The sequence below is a fragment of the Streptosporangium sp. NPDC051023 genome, assembly GCF_040689595.1.
Taxonomy (GTDB): domain Bacteria; phylum Actinomycetota; class Actinomycetes; order Streptosporangiales; family Streptosporangiaceae; genus Streptosporangium.
The window spans coordinates 1-17,452 of record NZ_JBFBCE010000133.1 but is presented as its reverse complement, the minus strand read 5'-3'; the positions used below and the strand labels follow the sequence as shown (position 1 = coordinate 17,452).

At 69.3% G+C, this 17,452-nt stretch carries 21 protein-coding genes and 1 tRNA gene; 16 read left to right on the top strand and 6 right to left on the bottom strand.

What is annotated here, in order from left to right:
- Positions 1-81: 81 nt before the first annotated feature.
- Entirely contained in the window at positions 82-1,086 is a 1,005-nt protein-coding gene (locus AB0395_RS45025; protein ID WP_366293502.1) for a TIGR03617 family F420-dependent LLM class oxidoreductase, read from the bottom strand.
- Positions 1,087-1,287: 201 nt separating this feature from the next.
- Here AB0395_RS45025 and AB0395_RS45020 point away from each other — a divergent pair, with 201 nt between their 5' ends.
- The 11 genes from AB0395_RS45020 (at position 1,288) to AB0395_RS44970 (ending at position 10,575) form a co-directional block, all read left to right on the top strand.
- Positions 1,288-2,877: an acyl-CoA carboxylase subunit beta gene (locus AB0395_RS45020; protein WP_366293499.1), complete on the top strand. Its 1,590-nt coding sequence runs from the start codon at positions 1,288-1,290 to the stop codon at positions 2,875-2,877.
- Positions 2,877-3,065, top strand: coding sequence for an acyl-CoA carboxylase subunit epsilon (locus AB0395_RS45015; protein WP_366293497.1), 189 nt, complete (start codon positions 2,877-2,879; stop codon positions 3,063-3,065). Before AB0395_RS45020 ends, AB0395_RS45015 begins: the two co-directional genes overlap by 1 nt.
- Before the next feature lie 4 nt (positions 3,066-3,069).
- A complete protein-coding gene (locus tag AB0395_RS45010) occupies positions 3,070-4,851 on the top strand; it encodes a biotin carboxylase N-terminal domain-containing protein (protein WP_366293495.1) in 1,782 nt (593 codons plus the stop codon).
- A 101-nt stretch (positions 4,852-4,952) separates the two neighbouring features.
- Complete coding sequence (locus AB0395_RS45005) at positions 4,953-5,774, top strand: PIG-L family deacetylase (RefSeq protein WP_366293493.1); 822 nt, start codon at positions 4,953-4,955, stop codon at positions 5,772-5,774.
- Between the two features lie 69 nt (positions 5,775-5,843).
- A complete protein-coding gene (locus AB0395_RS45000; protein ID WP_366293491.1) occupies positions 5,844-6,752 on the top strand; it encodes an NADP-dependent oxidoreductase in 909 nt (302 codons plus the stop codon).
- 119 nt (positions 6,753-6,871) lie between these two features.
- Complete coding sequence (locus AB0395_RS44995) at positions 6,872-7,804, top strand: lytic polysaccharide monooxygenase (protein WP_366293488.1); 933 nt, start codon at positions 6,872-6,874, stop codon at positions 7,802-7,804.
- Positions 7,805-7,888: 84 nt separating this feature from the next.
- Positions 7,889-8,485 (top strand): DUF305 domain-containing protein, encoded by a 597-nt coding sequence (locus AB0395_RS44990; RefSeq protein ID WP_366293485.1) that lies wholly within the window; start codon positions 7,889-7,891, stop codon positions 8,483-8,485.
- Between the two features lie 89 nt (positions 8,486-8,574).
- Positions 8,575-9,423: a MetQ/NlpA family ABC transporter substrate-binding protein gene (locus AB0395_RS44985; RefSeq protein WP_366293482.1), complete on the top strand. Its 849-nt coding sequence runs from the start codon at positions 8,575-8,577 to the stop codon at positions 9,421-9,423.
- Between the two features lie 247 nt (positions 9,424-9,670).
- Positions 9,671-9,931, top strand: coding sequence for a DUF6458 family protein (locus AB0395_RS44980; RefSeq protein WP_366293479.1), 261 nt, complete (start codon positions 9,671-9,673; stop codon positions 9,929-9,931).
- A gap of 138 nt (positions 9,932-10,069) precedes the next feature.
- Positions 10,070-10,321, top strand: a complete 252-nt coding sequence (locus tag AB0395_RS44975) for a DUF4235 domain-containing protein (protein ID WP_366293476.1) — start codon at positions 10,070-10,072, stop codon at positions 10,319-10,321.
- Positions 10,318-10,575, top strand: a complete 258-nt coding sequence (locus AB0395_RS44970) for a hypothetical protein (RefSeq protein WP_366293473.1) — start codon at positions 10,318-10,320, stop codon at positions 10,573-10,575. Before AB0395_RS44975 ends, AB0395_RS44970 begins: the two co-directional genes overlap by 4 nt.
- A 218-nt stretch (positions 10,576-10,793) precedes the next feature.
- Here the strand turns inward: AB0395_RS44970 and AB0395_RS44965 are convergent, their stop codons facing one another.
- Entirely contained in the window at positions 10,794-11,354 is a 561-nt protein-coding gene (locus AB0395_RS44965; RefSeq protein WP_366293470.1) for a helix-turn-helix domain-containing protein, read from the bottom strand.
- Between the two features lie 78 nt (positions 11,355-11,432).
- On the opposite strand from AB0395_RS44965, the gene AB0395_RS44960 reads away from it, so the two are divergent.
- A complete protein-coding gene (locus AB0395_RS44960) occupies positions 11,433-12,989 on the top strand; it encodes a prolyl oligopeptidase family serine peptidase (RefSeq protein ID WP_366293468.1) in 1,557 nt (518 codons plus the stop codon).
- Positions 12,990-12,993: 4 nt separating this feature from the next.
- Here AB0395_RS44960 and AB0395_RS44955 read toward each other — a convergent pair whose 3' ends face one another.
- Entirely contained in the window at positions 12,994-13,989 is a 996-nt protein-coding gene (locus AB0395_RS44955; RefSeq protein ID WP_366293465.1) for an SDR family oxidoreductase, read from the bottom strand.
- A gap of 175 nt (positions 13,990-14,164) precedes the next feature.
- Between AB0395_RS44955 and AB0395_RS44950 the strand changes: the two genes are divergently transcribed.
- Both AB0395_RS44950 and AB0395_RS44945 read left to right on the top strand, forming a co-directional pair.
- Positions 14,165-14,410 (top strand): BON domain-containing protein, encoded by a 246-nt coding sequence (locus tag AB0395_RS44950; protein ID WP_271221586.1) that lies wholly within the window; start codon positions 14,165-14,167, stop codon positions 14,408-14,410.
- Positions 14,407-15,120: a metallophosphoesterase gene (locus tag AB0395_RS44945; protein ID WP_366293462.1), complete on the top strand. Its 714-nt coding sequence runs from the start codon at positions 14,407-14,409 to the stop codon at positions 15,118-15,120. The genes AB0395_RS44950 and AB0395_RS44945 overlap by 4 nt, the downstream gene beginning before the upstream one ends.
- A gap of 133 nt (positions 15,121-15,253) precedes the next feature.
- Here AB0395_RS44945 and AB0395_RS44940 read toward each other — a convergent pair whose 3' ends face one another.
- Together AB0395_RS44940 and AB0395_RS44935 are read right to left on the bottom strand one after the other, a co-directional pair.
- Positions 15,254-15,403 carry a GPGG-motif small membrane protein gene (locus AB0395_RS44940; RefSeq protein WP_366293460.1) on the bottom strand — a complete coding sequence of 50 codons (150 nt, stop codon included), beginning with the start codon at positions 15,401-15,403 and terminating at the stop codon, positions 15,254-15,256.
- 22 nt (positions 15,404-15,425) lie between these two features.
- Positions 15,426-15,929 carry a DUF6328 family protein gene (locus AB0395_RS44935; RefSeq protein ID WP_366293458.1) on the bottom strand — a complete coding sequence of 168 codons (504 nt, stop codon included), beginning with the start codon at positions 15,927-15,929 and terminating at the stop codon, positions 15,426-15,428.
- A gap of 88 nt (positions 15,930-16,017) precedes the next feature.
- Here AB0395_RS44935 and AB0395_RS44930 point away from each other — a divergent pair, with 88 nt between their 5' ends.
- Positions 16,018-16,593 (top strand): nucleotidyltransferase family protein, encoded by a 576-nt coding sequence (locus AB0395_RS44930; protein WP_366293455.1) that lies wholly within the window; start codon positions 16,018-16,020, stop codon positions 16,591-16,593.
- An 82-nt stretch (positions 16,594-16,675) separates the two neighbouring features.
- On the opposite strand, the gene AB0395_RS44925 is transcribed toward AB0395_RS44930, so the two are convergent.
- Entirely contained in the window at positions 16,676-17,047 is a 372-nt protein-coding gene (locus AB0395_RS44925) for a PRC-barrel domain containing protein (RefSeq protein ID WP_366293452.1), read from the bottom strand.
- A 282-nt stretch (positions 17,048-17,329) separates the two neighbouring features.
- Between AB0395_RS44925 and AB0395_RS44920 the strand changes: the two genes are divergently transcribed.
- A tRNA-Lys gene (locus AB0395_RS44920) sits at positions 17,330-17,406 on the top strand.
- The last annotated feature ends 46 nt before the right edge of the window (positions 17,407-17,452 follow it).

Sequence of the window (17,452 nt, the reverse complement as noted above, 5' to 3'; positions counted from 1 at the left end):
AGGGCGCCCTGACATATGAGAACGGGGCGGATAACCCCCCGGTGATCCGGCCCGTTCCGTCTCGGGCGGCTGGCGCCGCCGTCAGGCGGGCGGCTGCCGTACGAGGTGCCGCAGCTCCTCGTGCAGCGGCTGCAGGGCCTCGGGCGGGAGGTCGCCTGCCTGGAAGAAGGCGATGCTGGTGGCCAGGCCGCCGAACCGTTCCCAGATCTTGGCCGCGGCCTCCTTCGGCTCGCCCACGATCGCGAACGTCTCCAGCACCTGGTCGTCGATCGCGTCGACCATCTCGGCCATCCGGCCCGTTCCCGCGAGGCGGTACAGCTCGTCCTTGAGGCCGCCGAGCCCCTCCAGCTCCAGGACGGGGGCGTAGCTGGGGATGGAGGCGTAGTAGGCGATCGACTCCTTCGCCTGCCGGATCGCCGCGCGCAGCTCCTCCTCGTTGTTGCCGGTGGCCACGATCGGCGTCGCGTGCAGCTCGAACCCGTCCATCGACTTGCCCGCGCCCTCCCGCGCCTCACGCAGCGCGGGGATCGTCACATCCTCGAGCAGCCGCCGGGTGGAGATGATGTGGGCCAGGAAGCCGTCGGCCAGCTCACCCGCGAGCTGCGTCATCATCGGGCCGACACCGGCCACGAGGATGGGAGGCTCGCCGTAGGGGTTCGGGCCGGGGTTGAAGAAGGGGCTCATCACCGTGTGACGGTAGAACTCGCCGCGGAAGCGAATCCTGCCGTCGGTGGCGAAGCACTTCCAGATGGCGCGCAGCGCCAGGATGTACTCCCGCATGCGAGGGGCGGGCTTCGACCACGGCATGCTGAACCGCTTGGTGATGTGCGTCTGCAACTGGGACCCGATGCCGAGGGCGAAGCGCCCCTTCGACACCAGTTGCAGGTCGTTGGCGAGCATCGCGGTGGTCATCGGGTTCCTGGCGAACACGACGGCCAGCCCCGTGCGGACGGCCACACGCTCGGTGCGCAGCGCCGCCGCCGTCAGCCCGATGAACGGGTCGTGCTGCGTCTCGGACATCCACACCGAGTCGTATCCAAGCTCCTCGGCCCGCGCCGCCCGGTCGCCGTATGTGTCCGGTGGCACGGTGATTCCGTGAAAGTCGATCCTCACAGGCATGGTCCCCTCGTAAAAGGCATATGCCACGATCAGACCATCGACTCGGGAGCGTCGGCCATGCCTCCTAAGGAATAGGTGAATACCACCTACGAAGAAGAGCCCTTCCTCTGCCGCCGAATGAATTGAGATTATCTGAAGATCTGAATCCCATAGGAAGGGTAAACGGATATGACGGCGGTCGAAGAGAGGAAAGTCGAGACCGCGACGCGATCCATGCGCGCGTATACCGAGGAACTCGCCCGGATCCAGGAGAGCGTCCGCGTCGGGCCGGGAGACCAGGCGACCAGGCAGCAGCACGCCCGGGGCAAGATGACGGTCAGGGAGCGTCTGGGCCTGCTTCTCGACGACGGCTCCTTCACCGAGGTCGAGGGGTTGCGGCGGCACCGGGCGAGCGGCTTCGGCATGGAGACCAAGCGGCCCTACGGCGACGGCGTGGTCACCGGGTGGGGGACCATCGACGGCCGGACCGTGTTCGTCTACGCGCACGACTTCCGCATCTTCGGCGGGTCGCTGGGGGAGGCGCACGCCCAGAAGATTCACAAGATCATGGACATGGCCTATGCCGCGGGTGCCCCGCTGATCGGTCTCAACGACGGCGCGGGCGCCCGCATCCAGGAGGGGGTCACGGGCCTGGCGGGCTACGGCGGGATCTTCCAGCGCAGCGTCCGCGCCTCCGGCGTGATCCCGCAGATCAGCGTGATCATGGGGCCGTGCGCGGGAGGGGCGGCCTACTCCCCGGCGCTCACCGACTTCGTGTTCATGGTTCGCGACACGGCCCAGATGTTCATCACCGGGCCCGACGTGGTCGAGGCGGTCACCGGCGAGAAGGTCAGCCACGACGAGCTGGGCGGGGCCGGGGTGCACGGCACGATGACCGGCGTGGCCACCTTCGTCAGCGACGACGAGATCTCCTGCCTCGAGGAGGTGCGCCACCTGGTGTCGCTGCTCCCCGCGAGCAACCAGGAGTTCCCGCCGGAGGCCCCCGCGGACGACCCGGAGGACCGGCTCTGCGAGGCGCTGCTGGACATCGTGCCCGCCGACCCGAACCGGCCCTACGACATGCGCGACGTCGTCGCCGAGGTGGTCGACCACGGCGAGCTGGTCGAGTTCCACGAGGGCTGGGCGGCGAACATCGTCTGTGGGCTCGGCCGCATCGCGGGTCACGTCGTCGGCGTCATCGCCAACCAGCCGCTGTCGTTCGCGGGCGTGCTCGACATCTCCGCCTCGGAGAAGGCCGCCCGGTTCGTACAGTTCTGCGATGCCTTCAACATCCCGTTGGTGACGTTCGTCGACGTGCCCGGCTTCCTGCCCGGTACCGGCCAGGAGCACGGCGGCGTCATCAGGCACGGTGCCAAGCTGCTGTACGCCTACTGCGCGGCCACCGTCCCCAGGATCCAGGTCATCGTGCGCAAGGCGTACGGCGGCGCGTACATCGTGATGGACTCCCGCTCCATCGGCGCCGACCTGTCGTTCGCCTGGCCGAGCAACGAGATCGCGGTGATGGGCGCGGACGGGGCGGCCAATGTGATCTTCCGTAAGGAGATCGCCGCGTCGCCCGACCCCGAGGCCAAGCGCGCGGAGCGCGTCGCGGAGTACCGCGAGGAGCTCATGCACCCCTACTACGCGGTCGAGCGAGGCCTGGTCGACGACGTCATCGACCCTCGCGAGACCAGGGTCGTCCTGGCCAGGTCGCTGGCCATGCTCCGCACCAAGAGCGCTACCCTGCCGCAGCGCAAGCACGGCAACCCCCCGATGTGATGGGGACCGACAACCCGCTCCTGGTCGTGCGCGGCAAGCCCTCGGACGAGGAGCTCGCCGCCGTGGTCGTCGCGTTCCTCCTGCTGCGGCGGGACGCGCGTGACAAGGCGCGCCCGCCCGTCAGGAAGCCGTTCTGGATCGCCCGTCCCGCGTATCGCGGGCCGTTGCAGAGAGTGCAGAGAGGCTGAGTCAGTGCGCAAGGTTCTGATAGCCAACCGCGGAGAGGTCGCGGTCCGCGTCGCAAGGGCCTGTAGCGACGCGGGGATCGCCAGCGTGGCCGTCTACGCCGAGCCCGACCGGGACGCGCTCCACGTCACGATCGCGGACGAGGCGTTCGCCCTCGGCGGTGAGACCGCCGCGGAGAGCTACCTGGACATCGGGAAGGTGCTTGAGGCCGCCGCCAAGTCGGGCGCGGACGCCGTGCACCCCGGCTGGGGCTTCCTCGCGGAGAACGCCGAGTTCGCCAGGGCGGTCCTGGCCGCCGGGCTGACCTGGATAGGGCCGCCGCCCCAGGTGATCGAGGATCTCGGGGACAAAGTCTCGGCCCGCCGGATCGCCCTCGCCGCGGGAGCTCCGCTCGCGCCCGGCACCAAAGGGCCGGTCAGCGGTCCGGACGAGCTGGTCGAGTTCGCCAAGGAGTACGGCCTGCCGGTCGCCATCAAGGCGGCGTTCGGCGGTGGAGGCCGGGGGCTGAAGGTCGCCAGGACGCTCGAGGAGATCCCGGAGGCGTACGAGTCGGCGGTGCGGGAGGCCGTGGCGGCCTTCGGCAGGGGCGAGTGCTTCGCCGAGCGCTACCTCGACCGGCCCCGGCACGTCGAGACGCAGTGCCTGGCCGACACGCACGGCAACGTCGTCGTGATCTCCACCCGTGACTGCTCCCTGCAGCGCAGGCACCAGAAGCTGGTCGAGGAGGCGCCGGCGCCGTACCTCACCGAGGAGCAGAACCGCGTGCTGTACAGCGCGTCCAAGGCGATCCTCACCGAGGCGGGCTACGTCGGGGCGGGCACCTGCGAGTTCCTGATCGGCAGCGACGGCATGGTCTCCTTCCTTGAGGTGAACACGCGTCTGCAGGTCGAGCACCCGGTCAGCGAGGAGGTCACCGGGCTCGACCTGGTGCGCGAGCAGTTCCGCATCGCCCAGGGCGAGGAACTCGGGTACGACGACCCGCCGGTGCGTGGGCACTCCATCGAGTTCCGCCTCAACGGCGAGGACCCCGGCCGTAACTTCCTGCCAAGCCCGGGGACCATCACCGCCTGGCGTCCCCCCTCGGGGCCCGGCGTGCGCCTGGACTCCGGCGCGGAGGACGGCACGGTGCTCTGGCGGGCCTTCGACTCGCTGCTGGCCAAGCTCATCGTCACCGGCGCCGACCGCACCCAGGCGCTGGATCGGGCCCGCCGCGCGCTCGCCGAGTTCCGGGTCGAGGGCCTGGCCACCACGCTGCCCTTCCACCGGGCCGTGGTCGAGGACCCCGCCTTCCGCGACGGGGAGGGCGGGGTCTTCTCTGTGCACACCCAGTGGATCGAGACCGAGTTCCGCGGCGGCATCGAGCCGTATCCGGAGATCCCGGCGGCCGCGACGCCGCTCGCGAAGGGCGAGCCCGTCGTCGTCGAGGTCGACGGCCGCAGGGTCGAGGTCGTGGTCCCGCCCGGGTTCGCGGCGTCCACGGGGGGTCACTCCTCACCGGGAGCCCACACCCCGAGCACGGCCAGGCGTCCCCGGCGCCAGGCGTCCAGGGCGGGTGTGGCGGGCGCCGGTGGCGCGGACGCCGTGACCAGCCCGATGCAGGGCACGATCGTCAAGGTCGCGGTCGACAACGGCGACCGGGTCTCCACCGGAGACCTCATTGTCGTGATGGAGGCGATGAAGATGGAACAGCCGCTCTTCGCCCACAAGAGTGGCACCGTCACCCAGCTCGACATGGGGGTGGGCGACGCCGTCAGCGGTGGTCATGTGCTGTGTCTCCTGCACGACTGAACGGCCCTGTCAGGACGGGGGTCTGCCGATTTCGGCTGCCCCCGCGCCGCCGTAGAGTGGGCGGGGCCGTATGGCCTTCCCCTACGGAGAGGTCGATATCCATGGATCACCAGCTGACCCTGATGGCTGTTCACGCCCATCCTGACGACGAGGTGCTCGGAACGGGCGGCATCTTCGCCAGATACTCGGGGGAGGGCATCCGCACCGTCCTGGTCACCTGTACGAACGGTGAGCAGGGAGACGGGCCGGGAGGGGTGAAGCCGGGGCAGCCGGGGCATGACGAGGCGGCCGTCAGGGCGCTGCGGCTCGAGGAGCTCAGCGACTCCGTGACCCATCTCGGGATCGCGCACGTCGAGCTCCTCGGCTACCGCGACTCCGGCATGGACGGCTGGGAGGGCAACCAGGCGCGCGACGCCTTCGCCAACGTCCCCTTCGAGGAGGCGGTGGGGAAGCTCTCCGCGCTGATGGAGCGCTACCGCCCGCAGGTCGTGGTCACCTATGACGAGAACGGCAACTACGGTCACCCCGACCACATCCAGGCCAACCGCATCGCCCTGGCCGCGGCCGAGGCCACCGGCATCCCCGACAAGGTCTACTACACCGCGATCTCCAGGGAGCGGGTCGCCGAGCTGTTCGACTATCTCCGTTCGGTCGGCGCCGCTCCCGAGGAGCCCGGTCTCCCCGACGACTTCGGCACCCCGCAGGAGCTGATCACCACCGTGGTCGACGTGGCGCCGTACGCCGAGCGCAAGCGCAAGGCCCTGCAGGCGCACGCCAGCCAGGGGGAGAACATCTTCCTGCTGCGCATGCCGGAGGAGATACAGCACAGGGCACTCGCCAACGAGTCCTTCATCCGTCACTTCAGCCGGGTCGCCGCCGCCGACCACGAGGACGACCTCTTCGACGGCCTCCGCGAGGCATGACCGATTGACCTCAATCTTGGTTGAGGTTGCAGAGTGGGGGCCTACAGAGGCGAGCGAAGGAGTCGTGCGATGAAGGCCGCTGCTTTTTCCGAGTTCGGCGGGCCCGAGGTGCTGAGGGTGGTCGAGCTGCCGACGCCCGAGGCGGGCGAGGGCCAGGTGCGGGTCAGGGTCAGGGCCGCGGGCGTGCAGCCGTACGACGTGGCCCTGCGCCAGGGCTGGATGCCCCAGGGGGCGATGGACGGGCGGCCCCGCGTCCCGGGAAACGAGTTCTCCGGGGTCGTCGACCAGGTGGGGCCCGGGGTGAGCGGGGTCTCTGCCGGAGACGAGGTGCTGGGCTTCACCACGTTGAACTGCTACGCCGAGTACGTGGTCGTCCCCTGGGAGAACGTCACGGCCAAGCCCGTGAACATGCCGTGGGAGGTGGCGGGCGGCTTCACCGCGGGGACGCAGACCGCCCACCTGGCCCTCGGTCAGCTCGGGGTCGGGGAGGGGGACACGGTCCTGGTCCACGCCGCCGCCGGTTCCGTCGGCACCGCCGCGGTGCAGCTCGCCCGGCTGTGGGGGGCAACGGTCATCGGCACCGCGCGGGAGGAGAACCACGACTACCTGCGCTCGCTCGGCGCCGTCCCCGTCGCGTACGGCGAGGGCCTGCTCGAGCGGGTCCGCACCCTCGCCCCCGGCGGGGTCACCGCCGTCCTGGACGGCGCGGGCGGCGACGCCCTCGACGTCTCCCTGAAGCTGGTGAAGGCCGACCGGATCGTCACGCTGGTCGAGCACGGCAAGGCGGAGGAACTGGGCGTCCAGGTGGTCCAGGGGGTGCGCCTCGCCTCCCGGCTCGCCGAGCTGGCCGACCTCTACGCCAGGGGAGAGCTGACCTTCCACGTTCGCAGGACCTACCCGCTTGAGCGGGCCGCGGACGCCCACCGCGAGATCGAGGCGCGCCACGGGTGGGGCAAGGTCGTCTTGGTGGTCGACTGAATACTCGTTCGATATAGCCGTTTCGAAGGAGTTTTTAGTAAGGTTTCTTGTTAATAACGTGCTATCCGTCGGCCGTTGGACATGTCATGCCTCCATCCCCCCTTTCAGGAGGAGTCCACGTGCACCTGCGACATAAGGCGGCCACCGGTGCCGCCGCACTGACCCTGGGCACCTTGCTCGCGCTGCTTCCGTCGACCGCGGCCGACGCCCATGGAAGCATGTCGAACCCGCCGAGCCGCGCGTACGTCTGCAAGACGGAGGGGCCGGAAACCCCCAAGTCGGAGGCATGCAAGGCGGCCATCGCGGCCGGCGGCACCCAGGCTTTCTACGACTGGAACGGCGTCTCCATCCTGGACGCCGGCGGCAACCACCGCACGCTCATCCCGGACGGCAAGCTCTGCAGCGCCGGACGTGACAAGTATCGGGGGCTCGACCTCGCCAGGGCCGACTGGCCCGCGACCCGGGTCTCGTCGGGGCCGCTGGAGATCACCTACCACGCGACGGCGCCCCACGCGGACGGCAACTTCGAGTTCTACATCACCAAGCAGAGCTGGGACCCGACCCAGCCGCTGAAGTGGTCGGACCTGGAGCCCATCACGACGTTCGCCCACCAGAACCCCACCACGTTCACCAACTGGACCATCAACCTCCCGCAGCGGACCGGGCGCCAGCTCGTCTACTCGATCTGGCAGCGCATGTGGGGCAGCAACGAGGCCTTCTACACCTGTTCCGACGTGGACTTCGGGGGCGGAAGCACGCCGACGCCCACGCCGACCCCGACCGTGACGCCCACGCCGACCCCGACTGTCACGCCGACGCCGACGCCGACCGTCACCCCCACGCCCACGCCGACCCCCACGCCGACGCCGACGCCGACCCCCACGCCGACGCCGACCGTGACGCCGACGGGCGGCACCTGGAGCGCGGGAACCGCCTACACCGCGGGCGCGCAGGTGACCTACGGCGGGGCGACCTACCGATGCCTGCAGGCGCACACCGCGCTCCCGGGCTGGGAGCCGCCGAACGTCCCCTCGCTGTGGCAGCGTGTCTGACCCTGTCAGCCCCTGCCTGATCCCGCCCGGCCGGGGCGGCCACGGCCGCCCCGGTCCGAGCACCCCCCAACAGGAGTACCCGTGATGAAACGCGCTGTCCCGATCGTCCTGGGCGCCTTCCTCCTCACCGGCTGCGGGGCGCACAGCCTCAGTGAACTGCAGGGCGGCGGCCAGCTGTCAACCGGTGCCGCGAGCGGCGCGGCGTCCCCGGTCGCGGCGGGTCAGAACTTCAACCCGGCCGACGTGATGTTCCTGCAGATGATGGTGACGCACAACGCCCAGGGCGCCAGGCTGGCGCGACTGGCGCAGGACCGGCAGGTCAGCCAGGACGTCAAGATACTGGCCGCGGCGATCGCCACGACCCAGGACGCGGAGGCGTCCACGATGGCCACCTGGCTGAAGAGCTGGAACAAGCCCGCGACCGCCCCGGCGAGCGCGCACGCCGGTCACGGAGGCCACGGGCTGACCGAACTGCAGTTCAAGCTGCTCGCGAAGGCACCCGCTGACGGGTTCGAGAAGAGGTTCCTCAACACACTGATCGCCCAGCAGGACGATGCCATCCAGATGGCCAAAGTCGAGACGATGGCCGGGGAGAACGCCGAGGCGAAGGCCCTGGCGGGCCGGATCGACGCCTCGCGCTCCGCGCAGATCAAGCAGATGGTGGCGCTCGTCGGCCAGTGACCGGGGTCCGTCGGCAGGCAATCGAGTTGTCGGCGGACTTCCCTCTATGCCATATTTCCTACTAAATATACTGGAAATAGGGGGAAGTCATGCGTAAGTTGCTCGGGGTCGTGGCCGGACTGATCCTGGCCGGGACCCTCACCGCGTGCGGCGGGTCGTCGGCCACAGCAACGCCCGCCGCCGCGCCGCAAGGGGGCACGCCGAAGGCCGACGCCCCGCTCAAGGTCGGGGTGAACCCCGTGCCCCACGGGCAGATCCTGAAGTTCGTCAAGGACAACCTCGCCGCGAAGGCCGGGCTGAACCTGGAGATCGTCGAGTTCACCGACTACGTCCAGCCCAACGTGCAGCTCGACGAGGGACAGCTGGACGCCAACTACTTCCAGCACATCCCCTACCTGGAGGAGTTCTCCAAGGGCAAGAACATCACGCTGAGCTGGGTCGCGCCGGTCCACATCGAGCCGCTCGGCCTCTACTCCAAGAAGATCAAGAACATCTCCGAGCTGGCCAAGGGGGCCCAGGTCGCGCTGCCGAACGACGTGAGCAACCTGGGCCGTTCGCTCAAGCTTCTTGCCGACAACGGGGTGATCACCCTCAAGGAGGGGGTCGGCGTCAAGGCCACCGAGCACGACGTGGCGGGCAACCCCAAGGAGTTGCAGTTCAAGCCTCTTGAGGCCGCCCAGCTGCCCCGCTCGCTTGAGGATGTCGACGCCGCGATCATCAATGGCAACTACGCGCTCGAGGCCGGGCTTCAGCCCGCGACCGACTCGCTGATTCTGGAGAAGGGGGAGGGCAACCCCTACGCCAACGGCCTGGTGACCGTGCCCGCCAAGGTCGGCGACCCCCGCGTCAAGAAGCTCGCCGAGCTGCTCCAGGGGCCCGAGGTGAAGAAGTTCATCCAGGACACCTACAAGGGCGCGGTGCTGCCTGCCGTACAGTGACGCCGCCGGGACGGCGGGCACAAGGGGGTGGACCCCGGCCCGCCGCCCGGTGCCGCTGGGTCCATGCCGAGCCTGTGCTGAGCCCGTATTGAGCCCGCCGCACACCGTGCGGCGGGCGGCTTTTCCCGGGCCGTCGGGTCTGTGACGACGGCCGGACCGTCATGTTCCGGGAAGGCCGCGCAAGGGCGACGTTTGAGATCCGCGTGGGGGATAGGTGATGAGGCGTTGGCTCTAAGGAGGGAATCCCATGACCATCGCAGGCGGCATCGTTCTCATCATGATCGGCGCCATCCTCACATGGGCGGTGGAGTTCGACATCGCCGGATTCGACATCAACATCGTCGGGATCATCCTGATGCTCGGCGGTCTCGCGTGGCTGCTGTTCGCGATCTACCGGCTCAGGATCGCCCGCAGGGCGATCGCGCCGACCGCCACCGTGGTCGAGGAGCCGGTGACCGAGCGTCGCGTCTACGAGGAGCGCCACTACAACGACCCCCCGGTCGTGTGACGCCCGGCCGTCCTCCCGTGAAAGAGCTCTGCCGCCAGGGCTCGCCCCGCGTCCCGCGCGGGCCGAGGCAGGCCTGTTAACGGCCGGGCGCGCCGGGTAGGTGTCGCTTCTCATCGAGTGTGAACGGAGAACGGGACGTTGAGCAGGGTCGTATCCCGAGGGGCGAGCGCCGTGAGCGGAATGCTCGGCGGCGCCCTCGCCGGGGCCGTTTTCAAGCAGGTGTGGAAGTTCGTGTCAGGCAAGGAGGACGCGCCACAGGCGACCTCGGACGAGTACGGCTGGGGCGAGATCCTGGTCGCGGCGGCGATCCAGGGGGCGATCTTCGGTGTGGTGAAGGCCGCGATCGACCGGTCCGCTGCCCGAGGCATCCACAGAGCCACCGGTAAGTGATCTCACCCGAGAGCCGGAGTGGGCGTCCCGAACCAGCGGGCGAGCGCTCGCGCCGGGCCGCGGCACCGTTGCTGGTGATCGTCGGAGGGCGGGACGCCCTTCTGGACTCCCAGGAGACCCGCAGGAGGCTGGAGCGGACCGTGCCCCACGCGACGGTCCGGTTCCTGCCCGAAACCGGGCACCTCCTGCGGGAGCAGAGCCTGCCGATCCTCGGCTTCCTGCGTGTCTCCGAAGAGGGCGGGCACCATGCCTGACACCCTCGTGCACGTCCACGGCGTGCCGGTTCTCATGTGCGCGCCGGACGGTGAGAGGCTGCGAGGCGACCGTGACGCTGTGAACCTCACCGGCGAGGCCTTCTCTCATGGCGCTCTCGTGGCGCCGACTGGGTCGTGGTCCCGGCGGGCCGTTTCGAGGACGACTTCTTCGGGTTGCGCACCCGCGTCGCCGGTTTCCGGGTGACCGGGGCCTTCGGTCACTCCTCGTCGGCGGGCAGCGCGAACATCCGGATGTACATGGGACGCGCGTCCGGCGGCGCGTCCTCCACTCGACGGTTGTACTTCATCAGCAGCGCGATGTAGGCCTCGAAGAACTCCTCGAACTCCGCCTTCGTCATCCGGCCGAGGCCGCGCGACGCCTTCGCCCACTCGGGGTCGCGCAGGTAGGCGGAGGGGAAACGCTCGAACAGCTCGCGGTCCTCGTCCAGGCCGAGCCGGTGGAACTCGGTGAGCACGGAACGGTCCTCAGGGGCGAGCTGGTCAGGGGTCGGTAGTCGCATGTCCCTGAGCCCCTGGGTCCTGCGCCACCAGCGCTCCCTGCCGGTCGAGCGTTCGGGGATCTCCTCGATGAAGCCGTACTTCTCGAGCTGGCGCAGGTGGTAACTGGTCGTGCCCGTCTTGGCGCCAAGCAGGTCGCCGAGTGTGGTCGAGGTCGCGGGGCCGTGCACGCTGAGGTGGCGCAGCATGAGCCGCCGCATGGGGTGGGCCAGTGCCTTGAGCCTCTCCGGGTCGAGCATGGACGGCTCGTCATCCTTCATGAGGAGCAGCCTACTCCTGCAGAACGATATCTGCAGACATCTCTTTGCCGAGAAATCTCTGCAGACTATGTTCGGCATATGAGAAGAATCCTCCTGGCCGTGACGGCCTCCCTCGGCCTGCTCGCAACCCCCACCGCCACGGCGGTCGCGGCCACCGCCGTGTCCACCGCCGTGTCCACCGCCGTGTCCACCGCCGTGTCCACCGCCGTGTCCACCGCCGTGTCCACCGCCGTGTCCACTGCTGTGCCCACCGCTGTGTCACCGCCCGTCGCCGGGTCCGCCGCTGTGCCGCAGCCCGCCGTACCACCTGACCTGACCTCGACCGAGGTGACCTTCCGGGGCGGCGGAGGCCTCGTCATGCACGGCACCGTCCTCGCCCAGGCCACGGCGAGAACCGGACGCCCCGGCATGGTCCTGGTGCACGGCGCGGGCACGGGCGTGCCCCGCACGAAGCTGATGGGCGAGGCCGTCGAGTTCGCCCGCAGAGGTCTGTCCGTGCTGGTCTACGACAAGCGGTCAGAGGGCTATTCGCTCTTCCGCCGCTCCTTCCCGCGGCTCGCCGATGACGCGCTCGGCGCCGTGGCCACGCTCCGCGCCCAGCCGGGCGTCGATCCGGCGAAGGTCGGCATATGGGGGCTCAGCGAGGGAGGCTGGGTCGCCCCGCTCGCGGCCTCGCGCTCGAAGGACATCGCCTTCGTCGTGCTCGTCGGAGCCAACGGGCTGCCGCCGTTGCGGCAGCAGACCTGGGCCGTCGCGGCCGGGCTGCGCAAGGCCGGAGTGGCGGGCTCGCTGATCGACAGGGCCGAGCTGAACCTCTATCGGACGGTCGCCGACGGTGGTCTCTTCCCTGAGCCCTACTACGACCCCGCGCCGACCCTGGCCTCGGTACGCCAGCCGGTGCTCGCCATCTGGGGCGTCCACGACCTGCTGACCCCGCCCAAGGAGAGCCCGCCGGTGTTCGCCAGGGCGCTGCGGCAGGGCGGCAACCGGCACTACGTCTTCCGGTTCTTCCCCGGCGCCGACCATGCCGCCCACCTGACCCCCGACGGCGGTGTCACTCGGCTGCCCGAGCTCGCTCCCGGCTATGCCGACCTGGTCGGTTCCTGGGTCGGGGACGTCACGACGGGCAGGCCGCCGATGGCGCGGTCCTCGGGGCCCGCTCCCACTCAGGCCTCCTCGACTGTGCCGGTCGACCCTCCGGCCTGGTGGGCGTCGGCGCCGTCGCAGCTCGCGGCGATGACGCTGTTGCTGGTCGGCTTCACCGCCTACCCGGTGGTCGCGCTGGTGCGACGCCTTCGCGGCCGGTCCCAGGCTCCGGTGACCAGGGCGGCGCGGCTGCTCAGCGCGGGAGGGCTCGTCTCGGTTCTCGGCTCGTTCTCCTACCTGGTCTATCTGATGATGACCGGCGGCAAGCTGGCCGCCCCCGGGCCCGTGCTGGCCGGGCGCCCGCTGATCTGGCTGGCGCTGCAGGCCCTCGCGGTCGCCTCGGTCGTCGCGATGGCCCGCGCCGCTCTGGCCTGGCGCCGTACTCGGGACTCCGTCCCGCGAGGAGAGCGGGTACGGCTCGGCCTGCTGCTCGCCGGTGGCGCGGTGTTCGTTCCGTGGGCGCTCTACTGGGGCCTGCTGCTCCCGTGACAGCTCAACGCCTCGCCCGGCGCGCGGCCGTCACGGCGACCGCCCCACCGGCCAGGGCGAGGGTGAGCAGGCCACGGTGCCGGGAGAGCCAGGCCTGCACGCTGCGCGGGTGGGCGCGATCGTCGAAGGCGCCGTGGGCCCCGTAGTCATCGTCCTGGTCGGCAGGCTCCCACAGGTTGGCAACCCCGGTGGGCGCCAGGCTCTTCGTCTGCTGGCTCTCCCGCCCTGAGCGGGCGAGGTAACGGTCGATCAGCCCGGGCGCCAGCCGTTCCCCGAGGACGGTCATGGCCGTTGAGGCCCCGACCCAGTACTCGCGCCGCTCCGGATGCCCGGCGGCGAAGACGAGCGCCCTCGCGGCGACCTCCGGCTGGTAGATCGGCGGCACCGGCTGTGGGTGGCGGCCCAGCTTGGACAGCACCCAGGAGAACTGCGGGGTGTTCAGCGCGGGAAGCTGAACCATGGTGATCTGGACCCCGCTCTTTTCACCGAGCAGCTCGGTCCTGACCGCCTCGGTGAACCCCTTGATCGCGTGCTTGGCCCCGCAGTAGGCCGCCTGCAACGGGATGCCCCGGTAGGCCAGCGCGGACCCCGCCTGGACGATCACCCCCCGGCCGCGGGGGCGCATCAGGTCGAGCGCGACCCGCGTCCCCCAGACGTAACCGAGATAGGTGACCCGGGTGGTCCGCTCGTACTCCTCCGGTGTCACCTCGGCGAAAGGGGCGAAAACCGAGGAGAAGGCCACATTGATCCAGACATCGATCGGCCCTATCTCCTTCTCGATCCGTTCTGCGGCATCCCTGACCTGCCGGTAGTCGGCCACGTCGGCCTCGTAGACCAGCCCGGCTCCGCCCGCCGCACCCACCTCGACCGCCGCCGAGCCGAGACCGGTCGTGCCCCTGGCGATCAGCGCGACGGTGGCGCCACGGGCGCCGAGCTCTTGAACCACCGCCCGTCCGACGCCACCGCTGGCTCCGGTCACCACTACGACCTTGCCCTTCATGGTCTCCTCCTTCGCCGGTTCAGGCAGCCCCCGTACCCGAGCGGGTGCCGATCATGCCCGGCACCCTGTCGAGAGGAGCATCCACCTGCCCTTTCTTCCCCCAGGAGGTCTTTTGACGGCGTTTCACCATGGGTTTCCCGGGAACGCGAGGTTTCTCAATGAAAGGAGTTCGACGATGGAGGCTCCGCAATATGTCGCCGCGCGGGTGCAACGCGCACTGGCCGAGGACGAGAGGACCAACGAGCTCGGCATCCGAGTCGACGTCCGGGGCGAGCAGCTCTTCCTTCGCGGACAGGTGACCGGCAACGAGCGTCGCCTGCTCATCGCCGACGTGGCCCGGGAGGCGGCTCCCGGGCTGACGGTCCGTAACGAGATCACTGTCATCGACGTTCGGGGCCCGGGGGAGGAGGAACGATTGTGAGGGAACTGCGGATCGCGGCGGTGGGAGACGTTCACCTGGACGAGAGCCTCAAAGGGCGTTACCGCGAGCGTCTGAACGGTATCGAGGAGCACGCCGACGTGCTGCTGCTCGCCGGGGACCTCACCCGGCACGGCACGCTGGAGGAGGCCAGGGTGGTCGCGGATGAGTTCCGTGACCTGCCGGTCCCGGTGGTCGCCGTGCTCGGCAACCACGATCACCACTCCAACCATCCCGCGGAGATCGCGGCCATGCTGACCGACGTGGGGATCAGGGTCCTGCACGACGACGCGACCGTGATCGACGTCGACGGGGTACGGCTGGGCGTGGTCGGCGGCAAGGGCTTCGGCGGGGGGTACGCGGGCAAGTGCGCCAGCGACTTCGGCGAGCCGGAGATCAAGGCCTTCGTCGGGCACACGAAGCGGATCGCCGAGCGCTGGCGGGTGGCGCTCAAGGAACTCGAGGCCGACCGCAGGATCGTGCTGTCGCACTACTCCCCGGTCAAGGACACCCTCGCGGGGGAGCCGCTGGAGATCTACCCCTTCCTCGGCAGCTACCTGCTGGCGGAGGCGGCGGACGCGGAGGGTGCGGACCTGGTCATCCACGGCCACGCGCACGCGGGAACGGAGAAGGGCGTGACTCCGGGCGGCATCAGGGTGCGCAACGTCGCGCTGCCGGTGCTGGGCCGGGCGTACGGGGTCTACTGCCTGTAAGTTCCGCGAACGAGGCGCCGGGGCGTGGAGCACGAAGAAGCGGGCCGGGTGGGAACCCGGCCCGCTGGTGCTTCTGGTGAGAATTCAGGACGTCGTGTTCGACGCCGACGTTCGCGCGAGCGGTCAGCCCGCATCAGACATGGAAGATGCTCACGCCCCCGGGGCCGACGAGAAAGCCGAGAACAATAAGCACGATCCCCCAGAGAAGGTCGCGGCGGGCCAGGATGACGTAGATCCCGGAGATGACAAGAACGACTGCGATGATCCAAAGCAAGGTACCCATAACCGGCCCCTGCCCTCAGGATTTACGGCTTAACATCTCTGATCCTGTACAGATCGACAATTGGCTGAAGAATCCACAACCACCCGCTGGCCAGGGCGATCGCACCGCCGAACAGTGCGGCGGGCCACGCGTTGATGACCGTCTCCGCGACCAGGGCCACCGAGCTGGTCATCGCGATCGCCAGCCCGACCGCCCCGGCGATGCCCAGCTTGTTGGCCCTGCGCAGCATCTTCTCCTTCAGCGGGGTCCGGAACAGCAGGCGGTGCTGGGCGGCGGGAGTGATGAACAGGACGGAGGCCAGGGCGGCGCTCAGCAGTGCGACGAAGAAAAGCCAGCGGCCGACGGTGTCCAATTTATGGAAACCCGCGGCGAACGGCAGAGTCAGCAGGAACGCGAACAGGACCTGTACTCCGGTGACGGCGACGCGCAGCCCCTGCAGAAGCTCACCAAGTTCCCGGTCAACGCGTTCTTTACGTGTCTCACTGGTCTCCGGTTCTTCGTTGTGTTCCCGTTCCTGATGAATCATGAGGGGGCATTTACCCAAGGCGGGGTTCACCATGCCTACCCGGCGATCTGCGGGGTACCCGGGGATTATGGGAAGCCACAGTCATGAGGTGACCGACGCGATCCTGGAAACGCTGAAGCGGGCCAGCAGCGGGCTCAAGGACGCGGGCGTCAGGTTTGCGCTCGCCGGGGGATGCGCCGCGTACGCGCGCGGGGCCGCGCCCTCGCTGCACGATGTGGACTTCGTCCTCCCCCGTGAGGATGTGCCGACCGCCCTGGAGGCCCTGCGGGACCTGGGCTTCGAGACGGTCAAGCCGCCGGAGGACTGGCTGGTCAAGGCCTACGACGAGGGCAGGCTGGTGGACCTGATCTTCAGTATCTGTGACCACCCCGTCACCCCCGAGCTGCTGGCGCGGGCGGAGCCGATGAAGGCGTCCGCGGTGATCGTGCCCGTCCTCGAGGCCACCGACCTGGTCATCACATGGCTGCTGCCGTTCTCCGAGCACAGCTGCGACTACAGCTCGCTGCTGCCCCAGGTCAGGGCGTTGCGCGAGCAGGTCGACTGGAAGCGCGTCGCGGCCGTCGTGGGGGACTCGCCGTACGCGTTCACCTTCCTGACCCTCCTGGAACGGCTTGATGTGCTTTCCGGCCCCGTCGAGCCCGTGGGGGATCCCTCCTGGCCCTGAGCGTCCGTGCAGTGTCCGTGCGGCGTTCGCACAGCGGAAGGGCCCCGCAGAAGCGGGGCCCTTCCTTTTCGAGGAACCGAGGTCAGTAAGCGCCGGGACCGCCTCCGAAGGGGAAGCGGCCGTAGTACTCGCCGACCGTGTCACGGTAGACACGCTCCTTGAAGTTCGCCTCGTCGAACTCCGGAGCGCTCTTGATCTCGTCCTTGGTGCGCGAGACGTAGATCCTGCGCGCCTGCGGATCGATCTGGGTCACCGTGCCCGCCGGAAGCAGGACCTTCTTGCCGAAGATCCAGGGGCCGGTGTCGACGACGATGTAGCTCTCGCCGACCTCGTAGGTCGCCCCGTCGACAGACCCGATCTTCCCGTCGGTGGCCTCCACGTGGTAGCCCGCGACGTCGAGGCTCTTGTTGACGTCATAGACATCAGCTCGGTAGCTCCACAGCTCAGGCTGCATGGTGTGTCTCCCTCTGGGTTGATTCTTCGGGCGAGCTCCTGCTACCCCGCCGGGAAGCCCTAAACGGCATCGGGCCGGACCACGGCACGATCAAGGGCGTGGTCTGGCCCGGGGAGCGGAAAAATCATGAAATCCGCCGGGGGAGCGGTACATGGGACCCGCCCGAGGGAGCGGTGGCGGGCGCCCCGGATCCGGGGGCGTTCGCGTCGCGAGGCCGTAGTCCGCCTATGTCCTCTCATGTACAGACCATGGTCCTGGGTCCGGTAGTCTTGTCGAGGTCAAGCGCCGCTAGCTCAGTTGGTTAGAGCAGCTGACTCTTAATCAGCGGGTCCGGGGTTCGAGTCCCTGGCGGCGCACCACAAACGCGAACAGCGCATCCCCTGATCACAGGGGATGCGCTGTTCG